The sequence below is a fragment of the Lysobacter oryzae DSM 21044 genome, from assembly GCF_059568595.1.
In genome coordinates this window covers 91321-107980 of the sequence record NZ_JCANTQ010000014.1, presented here as the reverse complement: position 1 = coordinate 107980, position 16660 = coordinate 91321, and the positions used below count along the sequence as shown (strand labels likewise).

The following is a 16660-nucleotide window of genomic DNA, read 5'->3' as shown; positions in this document are numbered from 1 at the left end:
CTTGGAATGAAGCTGATCAACGTCGTGTGCTGCTCCGCCGTGCTCGTCGGCACCATCGCCGCCGCCGCGTCCGCACAGCCGTCCGCCAAGGCCAATCCGCTGCGCGTCAGCGTGATCGCCGCGCAGGCATCCAATGGTGGCTTCCTGGGTTCGGTCGAAGTCACCATCAGCAACACCAGCAACCACACCGTGCGCGTGCCGAAGTGGGAGCTGCCGTCGGAATTCATGGAGGCCAAGCTGTTCCAGGTGAGCCGCGACGGCCAGCCGGTGCAATACCAGGGGCCGATGATCAAGCGCGGACTGCCGAGCGCGGCCGACTTCGCGATCCTGCGCGCCGGGGAGACCCTGCGCACGACCATCGACCTCTCGGGCAGCTATGACATGTCCAAGAGCGGCGAGTACCTGGTCACCCTGGCCTCGCCGTTGCAGCACGCCTCCCTGTCCAATGGCGAGATGCTGAAGAATGCCAACGGCATGCCGATGGCCATCCAGTCCGTGCCGCTGCGCCTGTGGGTCGACGGCGCCGACGTACTGGAGGCAAAGGGCGGCCAGGCGACGGCAAAGGGCAAGCCCGGCAGCGGCGGCGGCACCGTGGTCAACGGCGTTTCCTTCGTCGGCTGCTCGACCACGCAGATCGACGGCGCCGGCAAGGCCGTCGTCGAGGCGCGCAAGTACTCGGAAAACGGCAAGGGCTACCTCGCCGGCAATACGGTGGGCGCGCGTTACACCACCTGGTTCGGCGCTTACACCAGCTCCCGCTGGAACACCGCCAGCCAGCATTTCGTTTCCATCGATTCGGCGATGGACCAGAACTCGGGCCAGATCAAGATCAACTGCGGCTGCAACCAGAGCTACTACGCCTACGTCTATCCGACCCGGCCGTATGAGATCTTCGTGTGCCGCGCCTTCTGGAGCGCCCCGCTCACGGGCACCGACTCCAAGGCCGGCACGCTGATCCATGAAATGAGCCACTTCAACGTCACGGCCGGCACCGACGACCACGTCTACGGGCAGTCGGGCGCGAAGAGCCTGGCGATCTCCGATCCCGCCTCGGCGCTCGACAACGCCGACAACCACGAATACTTCGCCGAGAACAACCCGTTCCAGAACTGAGCGAAGCGAAGTTGCAATGAGGAACGGCCCGCGCGAGCGGGCCGTTTTCTTTTTGCGCGCTTTCCAGGCGCGCAACCGTTCCTCGGGGCGTCCCTGCCCGCGCCGTCTCGTGGGGATGGCCAAAACGACAACGGCCCGCTGGAGGCGGGCCGTTGCAGGAACGCACGATCGCTTGCGATCAGTGGTGGTGGCCGCCTTCGCCGTGCACATGGCCGTGCTCGATTTCCTCGGCCGAGGCCTCGCGCACGTCCGCGATCTCGATCGCGAAGTGCAGGTCCTTGCCGGCCATCGGATGGTTGAGGTCGACGTCGACCACGCTCATGCCGACCTTCTGGACGGTTACGGCGCGCGGGCCGAAGTTGGTCTGCAGGATCACCTGCATGCCCGGCTCCAGGCGCTGGGCGCCGAAATGCTTCTTCGGGATGCGCTGGGTCAGGCCTTCGCGCTTCTCGCCGTAGGCATCGGCGGCAGCCACGTCGGCTTCGAACTTGTCGCCGGCTTCGCGGCCTTCCATTGCCTGCTCGAGGCCCGGAATGATGTTGCCGTGGCCGACCAGGATCACCAGCGGGTCGCGGCCGAACGAGCTTTCCAGCGGTTCCTGGCCCTGCTCGCTGACGGTGTAATGGAAGCTGACGACGCGGTCTTTCTCGATCTTCATTGCGTGACTCGGTAGTGGGCCGCCACGGCGGCCGGAAGTGCCGGCGCCTTGCCGGCAACGGCGTGAACGGCCAAGCTCCGGGGCGTGAAGACGCCAGTTCCGAGCCCCGCCGAGGGAGCCGCGCATTATCCCGGCAAGGTCCGCCCCATGCCAGCGGGCGGCCTGCTCCTTTCCCTCTGCGTGGCGCTGTCGGCCTGTGGCGGGGACAAGCTGGTCCGGCAGCCGTTGCCCGCGCATCGCGAGTGGCCACTGGTTACACCGGCCGACCCGGTTCGCGCCAATGCGGTACTGATGCGGGCCATCGGCCTTGTCGGCACCCCCTACCGCTACGGCGGCAACACGCCGGACAGCGGTTTCGACTGCAGCGGCCTGGTCAACTACGTCTATCGCGACGTGCTGGACCTGCGGCTGCCGCGCACCTCCCGCGAACTCGCCGGCTGGCAGGGGCCCCGCATCCAGCCCGATCGGCTCGCGGCGGCGGACCTGGTGTTCTTCGGGTCCGGGGGCAGCGTGTCCCACGTGGGCATCTATGTAGGCAAAGGCCGCTTCGTGCACGCCCCGAGCACCGGCGGCACCGTTCGTCTGGATTACCTGGACGGCCCTTACTGGCGCGACCACTACTCCGGCGCCCGACGCGTGCTGGAGTGACCGGGCGCCCGTTTTGGCCAATCGGGCAGCGCGGTTAACGACAAGTTAACTTTTTCTGAACAACCTCCCCCACCCGGGTAGGCATCATCGGCCCCGGTTCTGATTCAGTGATGACCGCGTGACGACCCGAAAGTACGGCCGCCCTGCTGGCACCACCCTTACCCGGCCCGCCCGGGTCATGCTTCGTTTTTCCCTGGCGCTGGCGCTGTGCGCGCCCGCGTTCGGCGTCCTGGCCGCACCGGCCGACGATGACGCCCCGTTCCCGACCAAGCCCCAGGCCGCCGTCACCGCTGCTGCCGCCGCGACCGTCGACGCTCCCAAGGTGTCGCTGACCGACCGCGCACTGGGCCTGGTTGCCGATGCCAACCGACTGTTGAATCCCGCCGCCGCCCTCGAACTGCCCGCCGAAGCGATCGGCACCCCGGCCGGTACCGACGGCAAGGTGCAGTCGGTCCTGCAGAAGGCGCTCGCCCTGCTCGGCACGCCCTATCGCTGGGGTGGCACCGATCCGTCGAAGGGCCTGGATTGCAGCGGCCTGGTTGGCTACGTCTTCCGCAGCGCGCTGGGCATCGAACTGCCGCGCGTGTCCCGCGACATGGCCAAGAACGGCGAACTGGTCACCGACCGCGCCAAGCTGATGGCCGGCGACCTGGTGTTCTTCGGCCTCAAGGGCCGGGTGAACCACGTGGGGATCTACCTCGGCGACGGCCGCTTCGTGCACGCACCGCGCACCGGCAAGGACGTGACCGTCTCGAGCCTGGACAAGGGGTACTGGAGCGGCCGCTTCCTGCAGGCCCGCCGCCTGGGCGTCGCCACCGGCAGCTGAGCCCCGACCATCGAATGAGAGGCCGCCCACGGGGCGGCTTTTTTGTTTCGACCCGTCCGCTACCGTCAGTCCGCCACCCGGTAGCGCTCGATGGTCTGTTCGATGCCCTTGCTCAGTTCCATCACCTTCGTCGCGTACTCGGCCAGGCGCCGGTCTTCATCGCTGGCGATCCGCAACGGCGGCACGGCCACGGGTTTGCCTTCCACGCCGTCGAGCGCGACGAATACGATCACGCAGTGCGTGCACAGCCGCGGCGGTTCGCCACCGATGGGGTCGACGGCCATCACGTCGACGGCGAAATGCATGCTGCTGGTCCCGGTGTGCACCAGTTTGGTCGACACGGTGACCAGGTCGCTGATCCGGATCGGGGCGACGAAGCGGATGCCACCCACCGCCACGGTGACGCTGTAGCGCCCGCTCCAGCCGACCGCCGCGGCGTAACCGGCCTGGTCGATCCACTTCATCACCATGCCGCCGTGGACCTTGCCGCCGTAGTTGACGTCGGTGGGTTGCGCGAGGAAGCGCAGGGTGAGTTCGCGTTGCTGTCCGCTCATGGCTGTCGCGTCCGGGTCAACCGTGCAAGGAGTGGAAGTGTGCACCTTGCGACGGCACTTGGGCGTGGGCGATGCTCGCCGGAACTTCTGGGGAGAACGACGATGGGCCGAACGATCCTGGGCATCCTCGCCGGCGTGGTGGTGGCCTGGCTGGCCATTTCGCTGTGCGAGTTCGCGAGCCTCTACCTGCATCGTCCGGCGCCTGGCGTGGACCTGCGCGATCCGCAGGCGCTCGCCGCGCACATCGCCTCGGCTCCGCCCCAGGCCATGCTGCTGGTCGTTGCGGGCTGGATGGTCGCCGCGTTCGGGGCCGGCTGGCTTGCGGCACGCATCGCGCGGCACCGGACCGCCGCCGCGCTCGTCATCGGCGTCCTGGTCGTCCTCGGCGTGATCGGCAACAACCTGCTGATTCCGCATCCGCTGTGGATGACGATCGTCGGGATCGCCATGCCGCTACCGCTGGCCTGGTTGGCCGCGCGCGTGGCTACGCCACGCGCCTGATCCGACGGCCACACGATCGCGCACTGGCCTGGCCCGGCGCGATCGCCGACACTGTCGCACCCCATGCACGGCGCTCCACGATGCGACACCTGGTTTTCTGGCTGCTTGCTGCGGCACCGCTCGCCCACGCCGCCGAACCGGTGCTGCCGCAGTCGTCGCGCTACGAGACAGACGACGCCTGGCGCCAACCGGTGGCGCCGCTCCAACTCGCCGATCACACCTGGTACATCGGCACGCAGGGCCTGACCGCCCTGCTAATCCGCACGCCGGAGGGCGCGGTGCTGATCGACGGTGGCCTGCCGCAAGCGGCAGACATGCTGCTCAAGCGGATGCGCGAACTCGGTGTGCAGCCGCAGGAACTCAAGCTGATCCTGCACAGCCATGCGCATGGTGATCACGCCGGCCCGATCGCTGCGCTCCGGCGCGCCACTGGCGCACGCGTGATCAGCAATGCCGAATCGGCCGCGCTGCTCGCGCGTGGCGGCAGCAATGACATCCATTACGGCGACGACATCCTGTATCCGCCGGTGCAGGCCGATCGGCTGGTGATGGACGGGGAAGCGGTGGACCTGGGCGGGCTGCGTTTCGTGGCGCATTTCACCCCGGCGCACACGCCGGGCAGCCTGAGCTGGACCTGGTCGGACACCCGCGAAGGCAAGCCGCTGGCGATCGCCTATGCCGACAGCCTGTCGGCGCCCGGTTACCGGTTGCTCGCCAATCCGAAATACCCGCGCATCGTCGAGGACTACCGCCGCGGCTTCGCCGCCGTGCGCGCCCTGCCCTGCGACGTGCTGATCACGCCGCACCCCGATGCGAGCGGCTGGGCGCCGGCCGACGCCGCCAATCCCTACCCGGCGCCGATGACCTGCGGCGGCTATGCCGACAAGGCCGAGGCCCGCCTCGACGCGCAACTCGCGAGCCAGCGCCAGGAGCGGCCGTAATGCCCTACACGCCGATCGTGGCGACGCTGGGCTACGTGCTCTCGGCGGACGGGACCAGGGTGCTGATGGTCCACCGCAACGCGCGGCCGGACGATCACCAGCTGGGCAAGTACAACGGCCTGGGTGGCAAGATCGAACCGGACGAAGATGTCCTCGCCGGCATGCGCCGCGAGATCCACGAAGAAGCCGGCATCGACTGCATCGACCTGTCGCTGCGCGGGACGATCAGCTGGCCCGGCTTCGGCAAGCAGGGCGAGGACTGGCTCGGCTTCGTGTTCCTGATCACGCGCTTCAGCGGCACGCCGTTCGAGCGCAACGCCGAAGGCACGCTGGACTGGGTTCCGCGCGGGCGCCTGCACGAGCTGCCGATGTGGGAAGGCGATCGGCAATTCCTGCCGCTGGTGTTCGACGACGATCCGCGGCTCTTCCATGGGGTCATGCCCTACCGCGACGGCCGCATGGTCTCCTGGAAATTTTCGCGCGCATGAACCGGCGCGCTTGGCCGCGCTGCTTCATTCCAGCGGATGCGGCGAGACCATGTATTCCATGTTGACCGACGCGGGAGCGGTTTCGACGAAACCGTATTTCGCGTACAGATGGCGCGCCTCGCCGTCGGCGACCAGCGTTACGTAGGCGGAAGGCTCGGCGTTCTTGCGCAACCACGCGTCGAGCGCGGCCATGATCTGTTTGCCCAGCCCCTGCCCCTGGTAAGCGGGCGAGACGGCGATGTCCACCACGGTGTAGAAGCAGCCGCCATCGCCGATGATCCGGCCCATGCCGACGACCTCGCCATCGCGCTGCAGGCTTACGCCATACAAGGTGTTGGGCAGCCCCTTGCGCGCGGCCTCGAGCGTCTTGGGCGACATGCCGGCCTCGGACCGCAAGCGGCAGTACTCGGCGGCATCAGGGAAGTGCTCGACCAGTTGGATGTTCTCGTTGGCCATTGCGTCTTCTCCGCGTTCCGGACGCGCGCTGCCGCGTCCGCATGCATGTTGCCGCGGTCCGCCGACAAGGGCGCGTGAGGTAGAACGACCCGCGCTTGCACGGGTTCAGGCACTGTTGCTGGTCGGGGCGCGCACTTCCGCCGCTTCGCCCTCGGCCACGCCAACATTGCTGGAAGCGGCCTCGTAGACCTCGCGATCGAGCAGTCCGGTCTCCTTCGCCACCAGCACCGGCACCAGCATCTGGCCCGTCACATTGGTCATCGTGCGCATCATGTCGAGGATTCTGTCGATGGCGTACAGATAGCCGATCGCCTCCAGCGGCAGCCCGGCCGCGCTGAGCACCACGGTCGCCATGATCACCGCGGTGCCGGGCACGCCCGCGGTGCCAAAGCTGCCGAGCACCGAGGCCAGCGCGATGACCAGGTACTTGTCGAAGGTGAGGTCGATGCCGGCGTACTGGGCGATGAACACCGCCGCAAGCGCAGGATAGATCGCGCCGCAGCCGTCCATCTTGATCGTCGCGCCCAGTGGCACGGCGAAGGCGGCGTAGTCGCGATCGACACCATGGTTGTGGATCGCGCTGCGAAGCGATACCGGCATCGCGGCGAAGCTCGACGATGCGACGAACCCCACCTGCATCGCCGGCGCCGCGCCGCGGAAGAACTTGAGCGGATTGAGCCCGTGCGCGAGCAGCAGGGCGGGATACACGACGAGGATGTGGATGGCGCAGGCCGCGTAGAGCGCGACCACGAAGCTGCCCAGGGGCTTGAGCTGCTCGAAGCCGTAGCCGCCCACCAGCGCGGCGATCAGGCCGAAGGTGCCCAGCGGAGTGAACTCCAGCACGAAACGGGTGACCTGGATCATCGTCTCGCTGGCTTCGCCGCAGAGCTTGCGCAGGTTGGCGGTCTTCTCGCCGAGCTTCACCAGGGCGAAGCCGATCAGCCCGGCGAAGAAGATCACCTGCAGCACCGTGCCGTTGCGCGGGACCAGCACCTTCATGCCGTCGGCGGTCCTGGCGGTGTCCGCGCCCGCCATCGCGGCGATGGGATTGGACGGCACGATGTTGAACAGCACGTCGACCAGGCCCGGCGGCGTCTTGGGCACGTAATCCGAAGCCACCTGCAGCGTGCCGACATCGACGCCCGCACCCGGCTTCACCATCCAGCCCGTGAGCAGGCCCACGCCTACCGCCAGCACCGCGGTGACCGCGAACCACAGGAAGGTGCGGCCACCGAGGGCGGCTATCGACTTCTGGCCGTGCAGGGCACTCACCGCGTTGATCACGGCGAAGAACACCAGCGGCACCGCGATCATCTTGATCAGGTTGACGTACACGTCGCCGAGGGGGCCGAACCACGTCTCCGCATCCTTGCCGAGCAACCAGCCGGCCAGCGCGCCGAGCGCGAAGCCAAGCACCACGCGTTGCCAGAACGGGATCCGCAACCAGCCGGAAACCAGCGTCATCATTCGCAACCTCCATCGCGCCCGGGGCCCGCATCGACCCACCGCGGAAGCCCGCACCATAGCGGAGCGGACGTGGACGCGGGGACACGCGGATGCAATCCGTTGTTCCAATCGGCCATGTAAGCAACCGGATCCGGCAAAGCGGAACCGCCCGCACGAAGCCGGCACGAGGACGGCACACCGGCTTGGCATAATCCGCCGGCTTCCTGCTTCCGGCTCACACCTGCATGCATTCGTTCCGCATCATCGGCATCGCCCTGCTCGCCACCCTGCTCGGCGCCTGCGCCAGCGCCGCAACGCGCACTGCGGTCGCGCCGCCGGCGTCGTTCACCGTGGAGGTCCCGGCGATCAAGCGGCCCGGTGGGGAAACGCCTGCCTGGTGGTTCCGCGATGGCGCGGCGCAGGCGGCAGGGCGGGGCGCGATGCAGGGCCGGGCCAGGAACGTGATCCTGTTCGTCGGCGATGGCATGAGCCTGACCACCGTGGCCGCGGCGCGCATCCTCGAAGGCCAGCGCAAGGGCGCGTCGGGTGAGGAGAACCGGCTGGCCTGGGAAAACTTCCCCGCCACCGCCCTGAGCAAGACCTACAACACCGATTCGCAGACGCCCGATTCGGCCGGCACGATGTCGGCGATGGCCACCGGCGTGAAGACGCGCGCCGGCGTGCTCAGCATTGGCCAGGAAGCAAGGCTCGGCGACTGCGCGGCGGCGCTGGGGACGCCGATGCTGACCCTGTGGGAGCTCGCCGCGAGCACCGGCTTGGCCACCGGCGTCGTCACCACCACGCGCGTGACCCACGCCACGCCCGGCGCCGCGTTCACCCATTCCGCGCACCGCAACTGGGAAAACGACGTGGCCCTCGCGCGCGCCGGAGACCGCGCGCACGGCTGTGTCGACATCGCGCGCCAGCTGGTCGAGTCGCCGTATGGCAACGGCCTGGACGTGCTGATGGGCGGCGGACGCGCCAGCTTCATGCCGGAAGCCCAGTCCGATCCCGAATATCCGCACCAGCACGGCCTGCGCAAGGACGGCCGCGACCTGATCGCGCAGTGGCGCCAGCGCCATCCGCGCGGCAGCTACGCCTGGAATGCGCGGCAACTGGCGGCCGCGCCCGCCGGCGAGCCCCTGCTTGCGTTGTTCGAGCCCAACCATATGCGCTACGAGCACGAACGCGCGCAGGACGTGGCCGGCGAACCGTCGCTCGCGGACATGACCCGCGCCGCGATCGCCCACCTGCAGGGCAATCGCAACGGCTACGTGCTGCTGGTCGAAGGCGGCCGCATCGACCACGCGCACCACAATGGCAACGCCTACCGCGCGCTCACCGACACGATCGCCTTGAGCGATGCGGTGCGCGCCGCCGACGAGATGACCTCCGCCGACGACACCCTGATCCTGGTCACCGCCGACCACGCCCACACCCTGAGCTTTTCCGGCTATCCGGTGCGCGGCAATCCGATCCTGGGCAAGGTGCGCGGCAGTACCGGCGAGGACGATGCCGACGGCGCCTATGCCCGCGACCTGCTCGGCCTGCCGCTGACCACGCTCAACTACGCCAACGGCCCCGGTTACTCCGGCGCCAGCGATGCGCAGCCCGCAGGCGCTAAGCGCTATCCGCACGATGTGCGCACCAACAAGCCGGCAACGGGACGCCCCGACCTCACGGCCGTAGACACCGGGGACCCGGATTACATGCAGGAAGCGATCGCGCCACTCGCGCAGGAATCGCACGGCGGCGAGGACGTGGGCATCTGGGCGCGCGGCCCGGGCAGCAGCGCGGTGCGCGGCAGCGTGGAGCAGAACACCATCTTCCACTTCATGCTGCAGGCGATGCCGGCGCTACGTAAGAAGCTGTGCGCCGCCGGCGACTGCGATGCCAACGGCGTCCCGGTCGTGCTGCCTGACCCGGATTCATTCAAGGCGCGTTGATCGTCGCGCCACGCCGGGTCAGAACGGCTTTGCGCGCACCGCGCCGCATGGCCCTGGCCTGCGGCATTGCCGGCCGCGCCGCAGCGCGCGAGAACGCTCCCTCAGAACGGCTTGGCGAGCACCGCGCCACGATGGCACTGGCCTGCGGCATTACCGGCAGCGCCGCAGCGCGCGAGAACGCTCCCTCAGAACGGCTTGGCGAGCACCGCGCCGCGATGGCACTGGCCCGCGGCATTGCCGGCCGTGCCGCAGCGTGCGAGAACGCTCCCTCAGAACGGCTTGGCGAGTACGAGGTACACGATCGCGACCAGCAGCAACACCGGCAGTTCGTTGAACCAGCGCAGCGTGCGCGACGACGGCAGCGGGCGTCCCGCCTCGGCGGCCTTGAGCCAGCGTCCGCCAACGATGTAATGCGCCAGCATCAGCGCGACCAGCGCGAGCTTGGCGTGCAGCCAACCGGTGCCAGGCGCCACCATGGTCGGGAATTCGGCGACCAGGCGGTTGCCCAGCCACAGCACCAGGCCGAGCACGAACGCCAGTCCGAACATGGTGTGACCGAACCGGTACAGGCGCCGCCCCATCAGCACCAGCCGCGCGCGAACGGCGGGATCGTTCCCCGCCTCGGCGATGTTGACGAGGATGCGCGGCAGGTAGAACACGCCGCCCATCCACGCCATGACGAACACGAGGTGGGCGGTCTTGATCCAGAAATAGGCGTGCATGTCGGGCTCCGCGAGGACTCGCGATAGCATGACACGCCCTGCCGCCGTTCACGACCGGCGCTCGACAACAGCGACGACGCACCGGATGAGCAAGCGCTACGACAAGCACTACTTCGACACCTGGTACCGGCAGCGCGGCATCGGCGACCTTGCGCGTCTCGCGCGCAAGGTCGCGATGGCCGTGACCACCGCCGAGTACCACCTCGAGCGCCCGTTGCGCACCGTGCTCGACATCGGTTGCGGCGAAGGCGTGTGGCGCGCGCCGCTGCTCAAGCTGCGGCCCAACGCGAAGTACCTCGGTTTCGACAGCAGCGAGTACGCGGTGCGCCGCTTCGGCGCGCGGCGCAACGTGCACCTCGCCGCGTTCGGCGACTTCGCCCTGCTGCGCCCCTGCCCGCCGGTCGACCTGCTGGTGTGCAGCGACGTGATGCACTACCTCGATGCGCGCGAACTCGATCGCGGCCTGCCGGGCCTCGCCGAGCTCTGCGGCGGCGTCGCCTTCCTGGAAACCTTCACCCGCGAGGACGGCGCCGAGGGCGACGAGCACGACTTCCGCAACCGGCCCGCGCGCTTCTACCGCCAGCGCTTCGAGAAACTGGGCTTCCAGCGGATCGGATCACACCTGTGGTTGTCGCCGGCGCTGCGCGGCCACGCGACCGCGCTCGAAATCGACGGCTGAGATCCTGAAGGCGGGAACATCCGCCCGCCGCCGCGGCCCGTTCCGCGACCCGCTTCACAAACCCCCGCACCCCATCGGCTATGCTGCGGCGCATCAAAACGCGCCAGCGGGGTAACAGGGGCCCCTACGCGATGCTGCTCTACCACCTGCACGAACTCGGCCGCGCCTGGATGCAGCCGTGGAATTACTGGGCCGAGGCCAACGCGCGCATGTTCGGCGCGCAGGGCAGCTGGCTGTCGTCGCTGCCGGGCGCTTCGCGCCTGTCCGCCGGCTACGAGCTGATGTACCGCATCGGCAAGGATTACGAGAAGCCCGAATTCGGCATCCATTCGATTGAGAAGGACGGCAAGAGCTATCCGGTGGTCGAGCGCGAAGTGCTGAACAAGCCGTTCTGCCGCCTGCTGCGCTTCAAGCGCTTCGCCGACGACCCCGGCAGCATCACCGAATTCAAGGGCGATCCGTCCGTGCTGATCGTGGCGCCGTTGTCGGGCCACCACGCCACGCTCTTGCGCGACACGGTCAAGACGATGCTGCAGGACCACAAGGTCTACATCACCGACTGGATCGACGCGCGCATGGTGCCGCTCGAGCACGGCGCGTTCCATCTCGATGATTACGTCGCCTACATCGAGGAATTCATCCGCACCATCGGCGCGGACAACCTGCACGTCATCAGCGTGTGCCAGCCCACGGTGCCGACCCTCGCGGCGGTGTCGCTGATGGCCGCGCGCGGCGAACCCACGCCGCGCTCGATGGTGATGTTCGGCGGCCCGATCGACACGCGCCAGAATCCCACCAAGGTCAACGACCTGGCCACGGAAAAGCCGCTGTGGTGGTTCGAGGCCAACCTGGTGCACGCGGTGCCGCCGAACTATCCCGGCCACAACCGCCGCGTCTATCCCGGTTTCCTGCAGCACGGCGGTTTCGTGGCGATGAATCCGGAGCGTCATTTCCAGTCGCACTGGGACTTCTACCAGGACCTGGTCAAGGGCGACCTCGACGACGCCGAGGCGCACCGCCGCTTCTACGACGAATACAACGCCGTCCTCGACATGCCGGCGGAGTACTACCTGGAGACGGTCGAGGTGGTGTTCCAGCGCCACCTGCTGCCAAAGGGCGAGTGGGTCGTGCGCGGCGAGCGCGTGGATCCCGGCGCGATCAAGGACACCGCGATCATGACGATCGAGGGCGAACTCGACGACATTTCCGGCCAGGGCCAGACGCGCGCCGCACATGCGCTGTGCACCGGCATTGCCGCGGACGACCACCGCCACCTCACCGTCGAAGGCGCCGGCCACTACGGCATTTTCAGCGGCCGCCGCTGGCGCACCCAGGTGTATCCGCAGGTGCGCGACTTCATCACGCAGTACGCGAAGCGCTAGCCCCGGTCCGTCTGGTCAGCAGCGCAGAAAGGCCCGGCAATGCCGGGCCTTTTCTTCATCCTTCCCCGCCTCGGGTCAGTCGAACTGCGAGGTCTTCACCAGCATGTGCTTGGCCAGTTGGCCGTGCAGGTAGCCGACGCCGCGGGCGACGTGCAGGGTCACGAACAGCAGGAACACGCCGACGACGAAGCACAGCGGCAGCGCCCACCAGCCGTCGATGCCGACAACGTTGATGTCGTCGATCCAGACGCCGGCATCGGTACCGCCGAACAGCGCCACCACCGGCGCGGCGATCAACCCGAGCGACACCGACAGCCCGGTCACCGCCACCGTGAAGTAGGCGATGCCCAGCGGCAGCATCAGCAGGAAATACAGCTGCGTCGCCCAGGTGCGCGGATCGGTGAACAGTTCCTTGATCCGTTCCAGCAGCGGCCTGCCCCGGGTGGAGTACAGCGGCCGGCGCGGCATGCGTTCCCCCAGCATGGTCTCGACGATTCGGCCCTCGACCAGCGACAGCACGCGTACCGAGCCGAAGTACAGGATCACGAAGGGAATGCCGATGATCAGCACCGCCAGGCCCGCCGACAGGGACACGCCGGTGACGACCCAGGTGAAGTAGAAGATGCCGGTCGCCAGCGCCAGCAGCATGTAGAACAGCGAGGCGTAGGTGCGCGGCTCGGCTATCACGCCGAAGAAACGCGCGAACCACGAGCGGCCGTTCGCCACTGGGCGCGACGGCGGCGTGCGCAGCGCGCTCTGCACCTTCACCTCGGTGTCGCGGTAGATGTCGGCGACCTCGTCCGGCGCGCCGTAGCTGCCGGCGACGGCGGCGATCACTTCGGCCTCGGACCTGCCCGGGTTCTCCGACAGCTCGGAGCGCAGGTATTCCTCCGCGTCGTACAGCGCATCCTGGACCAGGGCCGGGTCGGCGCCGGCCAGCGAGCGCCGCAGCTGCTCCAGGTAGTCGGGAATGGTCGTGGGCAGGACGGTGGCGTTCATTTGGTTTCCCCAAGTACGGCGTCGACGGAATCGCGGGTGGCGCGCCAGGCAGCGGACCAGCCGCTGAGGGCTTCGCGCCCGGCTTCGGTAATGCGGTAGTAGCGGCGCGGCGGGCCGGACACGGAGGGCTCGACGAAGCTGTCGAGCAATCCGCCGCCCTCCAGGTTGCGCAACACGGGATACAAGGCGCTCTGCTTGCCGCTGAGCACGCCCTCGCCTTCCTGTTCCAGGCGCTTGGCGATCTGGTAGCCGTACATGGGCTCGCCGGCGGTGCCCAGCACCGCGAGCAGGGCCAGGGAAACGGTGCCCGCACTGAGCTCCTTCTGGAACTTGCGCAGGTGGCTGTCCAGCGAATCGGTGGGAGGGGTCATGGCGTCGTCCGGTAGCTTGAAGGCAACACTACTGCGAACTTCGCTATACCGGCTCTGCCATTAGTCACGGGGTGCCACAGGTCATGCCGGGAACTCGCGCGGCCTCTACCGGCGACCTGATAAAGCCAGCCTGCGCCGCCCGGTTCGCGGCGCGGAGAGACGTCCATGCCCCGTGGAGACAAGTCCGCCTATTCCAGCAAGCAGAAGCGCCAGGCCGAACACATCGAGGAGAGCGTGCGCGAACGCGGCGGCTCCGAAGCCGAGGCCGAGCGCATTGGCTGGGCCACCGTCAACAAGCAGACCGGCGGCGCCCGCGGCCGCAAGAAAACCGCGAAGAAGACCGCACGCAAGGCCGCGAGCAAGGCCGCGAGCAAGACCGCACGCAAGTCCGCCGCGAAGAAGACCGCGCGCAAGTCGCCGGCGAAGAAGACGGCACGCAAGTCGGCGGCGAAGAAGACCGCCCGCAAGAGCACGCGCAAGTCGCCGGCGAAGAAGACGGCACGCAAGTCGACGGCGAAGAAGACCGCCCGCAAGAGCACCCGCAAGTCGCCTGCGAAGAAGACCGCGCGCAAGTCGACGGCGAAGAAGACCGCCCGCAAGAGCACGCGCAAGTCGCCAGCGAAGAAGGCCGCCCGCAAGTCCGCACGCTGACGGGTAAGCGGCCCGGCGCGTCCGGGAACGCTGGCCGCACGTATGCTCGCGCCTCCAGCGAGCGACAGAAGGCATGGCCAGCGCTCCCGCGCGCATCCGGATCGCTGACGGCGATGACCTGGACCTGGTCCGGTGGCTGGGGTGCGAGACCTAACCTATCGCCAGCATTTCGCGCATTGCTGGTCCACGCTTTCGACACTTGGCGCGTTACCTCATCGCACGGAGCTTGGCGAGGTTATCGGCATGTGGACGATGTCACGAAGCTGGCCTGACCGGGTCGTGCCGGCGCGGGCCTTTCGCGTATCCTCGCCGTCCGTCCCCGCGAACCGACAACGGACCCGCACGATGGATATGCCGCGACCCGGCGCCGAGCACCAGCGCCTGTTTTCCCGCCTGCATGGCCACTGGTCCGGCGCCGAGCAGCTCGCGCCCTCGCCGTGGGGCGAAGGCGGCGCGGCGACCGGGCGCACGCATTGCCGCATCGGCCTCGATGGCATGGCGTTGATCCAGGAGTACGAGGAAGAAAAGGACGGGCGCGCCAGCTTCCATGGCCACGGCATCTTCCTGATCGAGCCGGGCACCGGCGACGTGCTGTGGTGGTGGTTCGACAGCATGGGCTTCCCGCCCGAGCCCGCGCGCGGACGCTGGGACGGCGAGACCCTGCTGTTCGAGAAGAAGACGCCACGCGGCGAGGCGCGCTACCGCTACGAGTTCGGTCCCGACCGCTACCGCTTCGTCATCGAAAACCGCTTTCCCGGCCAATCCGACTTCACCGAATTCATGCGCGGGGATTACCGCCGCGAATGAACGACCGCGTGCGGCGCGCGTCGCGCCGCATCGCCGCGCCCACAGGAGCTTCCATGCACGTCAACCGCGTAATCCTGCTCTCCATCCTGATGGCGTTCGCCAGCACGGCGCACGCCGCGAAGACGAAGAAGCCCGCGCCGAAAGCCGCGGCGCAGAAGGCGGCGACCAAGCCAGCCGCCGCCAAGCCCGATGCGGCGGCGGCCAAGCCCATGTCGACCCAGGAAATCCTCGACGCGACCAAGCCGGCGGACTGGCGCACGCTCGACCCGGCCAACACGCTTTACCTCGACCTCGCTTCCGGTCGCGTGGTGATCGAGCTGGCGCCCGGCTTCGCCCCGGCGCACGTGGCCAATATCCGCACCCTGGCCAAGGAAGGCTATTGGAACGGGCTGAGCATCAACCGCTCGCAGGACAACTTCGTCGTGCAATGGGGCGACGCGGCCGAGGACGACAAGCAGCGCAAGCCGCTCGGCGGCGCCAAGGCCAAACTTCCCGCGGAGTTCGAACGCGCCAGCAAGGGCGTGAAGTTCACCCGCCTGCCCGACAGCGACGGCTGGGCGCCGCAGGTCGGCTTCGCCGATGGGTTCCCGGCCGCGCGCGATCCCCAGGCCGGCAAGGCCTGGCTGGCGCATTGCTACGGCGCCATCGGCGCGGGTCGCGACGTCGCCGCCGATTCCAGCAACGGCACCGAGCTGTACGTGGTCACCGGGCAGTCGCCGCGCCAGCTCGACCGCAACATCACCGTGGTCGGTCGCGTCGTGCAGGGCATGGAATTCCTGTCGGTGCTGCCGCGCGGCACCGGCGCGCTCGGCTTCTACGAGAAGCCCGAACAGCGCACGCCGATCAAGGCGATCCGGCTGGCGTCGGAAGTGCCGGACAAGGACCGCGTGCCGCTGGAACTGCTGCGCACGGATTCGCCCGCCTTCACCCAGCTGGTCGAGGCGCGCCGCAACCGCCGCGACGAGTGGTACAAGCGCCCGGCCGGGCACATCGACCTGTGCAACGTGCCGCTGCCGGTGCGTACGCCCAAGCAATGAGCCGCCAGCCGGCGCGAACAGGGCCGCCTCCGGGCGGCCTTTCTGTTTGGGTGCGGCACATCGCCGTCACGCGCCCTTGCGGCGCCCACGCCTAGCCTCAAGCGGCCCAAGCGGAGGCCGTTCCATGCCCCAACTGCGTATGCGGATCACCGGCAGCGAGGACGATGCCCGCGCGATCAGCAACCTGCTCGCGAGCATCGAAGGGATCGAACACGTCGAAGAAGTGGCCGACCTCATGGGCCACATGGACGACGACGATTCCAGCTCCGCTGGCCTGCCCGACGACCAGGGCCCCGGCGTGCACGAACTCGAGATCGAAGCGCCCAACGACGCCACCGCGCGCAAGGTGCGCGAGGCGGTGGAGGCATTGGCGTTCGAACTGGACGTGATCGTCGAGTTCGAATCCGACGCGGAATGGGGCCAATAGGATCCGCA

General features: G+C 68.3%; 20 protein-coding genes. 13 read left to right on the top strand and 7 right to left on the bottom strand.

The features are described 5' to 3' along the window. Nucleotides 1-6 precede the first annotated feature (6 nt). Nucleotides 7-1113 carry a M35 family metalloendopeptidase gene (locus BP05_RS14415; RefSeq protein ID WP_496364663.1) on the top strand — a complete coding sequence of 369 codons (1107 nt, stop codon included), beginning with the start codon at nucleotides 7-9 and terminating at the stop codon, nucleotides 1111-1113. 178 nt (nucleotides 1114-1291) lie between these two features. Here BP05_RS14415 and BP05_RS14410 read toward each other — a convergent pair whose 3' ends face one another. Beyond that, nucleotides 1292-1771 (bottom strand): FKBP-type peptidyl-prolyl cis-trans isomerase, encoded by a 480-nt coding sequence (locus BP05_RS14410; RefSeq protein ID WP_496364661.1) that lies wholly within the window; start codon nucleotides 1769-1771, stop codon nucleotides 1292-1294. 147 nt (nucleotides 1772-1918) lie between these two features. On the opposite strand from BP05_RS14410, the gene BP05_RS14405 reads away from it, so the two are divergent. After that, a complete protein-coding gene (locus BP05_RS14405) occupies nucleotides 1919-2419 on the top strand; it encodes a C40 family peptidase (RefSeq protein ID WP_496364983.1) in 501 nt (166 codons plus the stop codon). A 178-nt stretch (nucleotides 2420-2597) separates the two neighbouring features. Continuing rightward, complete coding sequence (locus tag BP05_RS14400; RefSeq protein ID WP_496364659.1) at nucleotides 2598-3245, top strand: C40 family peptidase; 648 nt, start codon at nucleotides 2598-2600, stop codon at nucleotides 3243-3245. 65 nt (nucleotides 3246-3310) lie between these two features. Here the strand turns inward: BP05_RS14400 and BP05_RS14395 are convergent, their stop codons facing one another. Next, nucleotides 3311-3799, bottom strand: a complete 489-nt coding sequence (locus BP05_RS14395; protein ID WP_496364657.1) for an acyl-CoA thioesterase — start codon at nucleotides 3797-3799, stop codon at nucleotides 3311-3313. Between the two features lie 102 nt (nucleotides 3800-3901). Between BP05_RS14395 and BP05_RS14390 the strand changes: the two genes are divergently transcribed. From BP05_RS14390 to BP05_RS14380, 3 genes are all read left to right on the top strand, one after another. After that, nucleotides 3902-4300, top strand: a complete 399-nt coding sequence (locus BP05_RS14390) for a hypothetical protein (RefSeq protein WP_496364655.1) — start codon at nucleotides 3902-3904, stop codon at nucleotides 4298-4300. Nucleotides 4301-4380: 80 nt separating this feature from the next. Next, on the top strand, nucleotides 4381-5241 hold the full coding sequence (bla, locus tag BP05_RS14385; RefSeq protein ID WP_496364654.1) for a subclass B3 metallo-beta-lactamase: 861 nt from the start codon (nucleotides 4381-4383) through the stop codon (nucleotides 5239-5241). Further along, nucleotides 5241-5729: an NUDIX hydrolase gene (locus tag BP05_RS14380; RefSeq protein ID WP_496364652.1), complete on the top strand. Its 489-nt coding sequence runs from the start codon at nucleotides 5241-5243 to the stop codon at nucleotides 5727-5729. The genes bla and BP05_RS14380 overlap by 1 nt, the downstream gene beginning before the upstream one ends. A 24-nt stretch (nucleotides 5730-5753) precedes the next feature. Here BP05_RS14380 and BP05_RS14375 read toward each other — a convergent pair whose 3' ends face one another. Both BP05_RS14375 and BP05_RS14370 read right to left on the bottom strand, forming a co-directional pair. After that, a complete protein-coding gene (locus BP05_RS14375) occupies nucleotides 5754-6185 on the bottom strand; it encodes a GNAT family N-acetyltransferase (RefSeq protein ID WP_496364651.1) in 432 nt (143 codons plus the stop codon). Nucleotides 6186-6290: 105 nt separating this feature from the next. Continuing rightward, nucleotides 6291-7649: a dicarboxylate/amino acid:cation symporter gene (locus tag BP05_RS14370; RefSeq protein ID WP_496364649.1), complete on the bottom strand. Its 1359-nt coding sequence runs from the start codon at nucleotides 7647-7649 to the stop codon at nucleotides 6291-6293. A 227-nt stretch (nucleotides 7650-7876) separates the two neighbouring features. On the opposite strand from BP05_RS14370, the gene BP05_RS14365 reads away from it, so the two are divergent. Beyond that, complete coding sequence (locus BP05_RS14365) at nucleotides 7877-9577, top strand: alkaline phosphatase (protein WP_496364647.1); 1701 nt, start codon at nucleotides 7877-7879, stop codon at nucleotides 9575-9577. A 269-nt stretch (nucleotides 9578-9846) separates the two neighbouring features. Here BP05_RS14365 and BP05_RS14360 read toward each other — a convergent pair whose 3' ends face one another. Continuing rightward, a complete protein-coding gene (locus BP05_RS14360) occupies nucleotides 9847-10299 on the bottom strand; it encodes a CopD family protein (protein WP_496364645.1) in 453 nt (150 codons plus the stop codon). A gap of 85 nt (nucleotides 10300-10384) precedes the next feature. Between BP05_RS14360 and BP05_RS14355 the strand changes: the two genes are divergently transcribed. Together BP05_RS14355 and BP05_RS14350 are read left to right on the top strand one after the other, a co-directional pair. After that, nucleotides 10385-10978, top strand: a complete 594-nt coding sequence (locus BP05_RS14355; RefSeq protein WP_496364643.1) for a class I SAM-dependent DNA methyltransferase — start codon at nucleotides 10385-10387, stop codon at nucleotides 10976-10978. Between the two features lie 80 nt (nucleotides 10979-11058). After that, nucleotides 11059-12360: a polyhydroxyalkanoate depolymerase gene (locus BP05_RS14350; RefSeq protein WP_496364641.1), complete on the top strand. Its 1302-nt coding sequence runs from the start codon at nucleotides 11059-11061 to the stop codon at nucleotides 12358-12360. A 75-nt stretch (nucleotides 12361-12435) separates the two neighbouring features. Here BP05_RS14350 and BP05_RS14345 read toward each other — a convergent pair whose 3' ends face one another. Both BP05_RS14345 and BP05_RS14340 read right to left on the bottom strand, forming a co-directional pair. Next, a complete protein-coding gene (locus BP05_RS14345; protein WP_496364639.1) occupies nucleotides 12436-13359 on the bottom strand; it encodes a sensor domain-containing protein in 924 nt (307 codons plus the stop codon). Beyond that, entirely contained in the window at nucleotides 13356-13730 is a 375-nt protein-coding gene (locus tag BP05_RS14340) for a PadR family transcriptional regulator (RefSeq protein WP_496364637.1), read from the bottom strand. Before BP05_RS14340 ends, BP05_RS14345 begins: the two co-directional genes overlap by 4 nt. Nucleotides 13731-13895: 165 nt before the next feature. Between BP05_RS14340 and BP05_RS14335 the strand changes: the two genes are divergently transcribed. The 4 genes from BP05_RS14335 to BP05_RS14320 all read left to right on the top strand — a co-directional run bounded on the left by BP05_RS14335 (nucleotide 13896) and on the right by BP05_RS14320 (nucleotide 16652). Then, a complete protein-coding gene (locus tag BP05_RS14335) occupies nucleotides 13896-14381 on the top strand; it encodes a hypothetical protein (RefSeq protein ID WP_496364635.1) in 486 nt (161 codons plus the stop codon). A gap of 345 nt (nucleotides 14382-14726) precedes the next feature. Beyond that, nucleotides 14727-15188: a DUF1579 family protein gene (locus BP05_RS14330; RefSeq protein ID WP_496364633.1), complete on the top strand. Its 462-nt coding sequence runs from the start codon at nucleotides 14727-14729 to the stop codon at nucleotides 15186-15188. A 209-nt stretch (nucleotides 15189-15397) separates the two neighbouring features. Continuing rightward, nucleotides 15398-16225 carry a peptidylprolyl isomerase gene (locus tag BP05_RS14325; RefSeq protein ID WP_496364981.1) on the top strand — a complete coding sequence of 276 codons (828 nt, stop codon included), beginning with the start codon at nucleotides 15398-15400 and terminating at the stop codon, nucleotides 16223-16225. Nucleotides 16226-16349: 124 nt separating this feature from the next. After that, a complete protein-coding gene (locus BP05_RS14320; RefSeq protein ID WP_496364631.1) occupies nucleotides 16350-16652 on the top strand; it encodes a hypothetical protein in 303 nt (100 codons plus the stop codon). The last annotated feature ends 8 nt before the right edge of the window (nucleotides 16653-16660 follow it).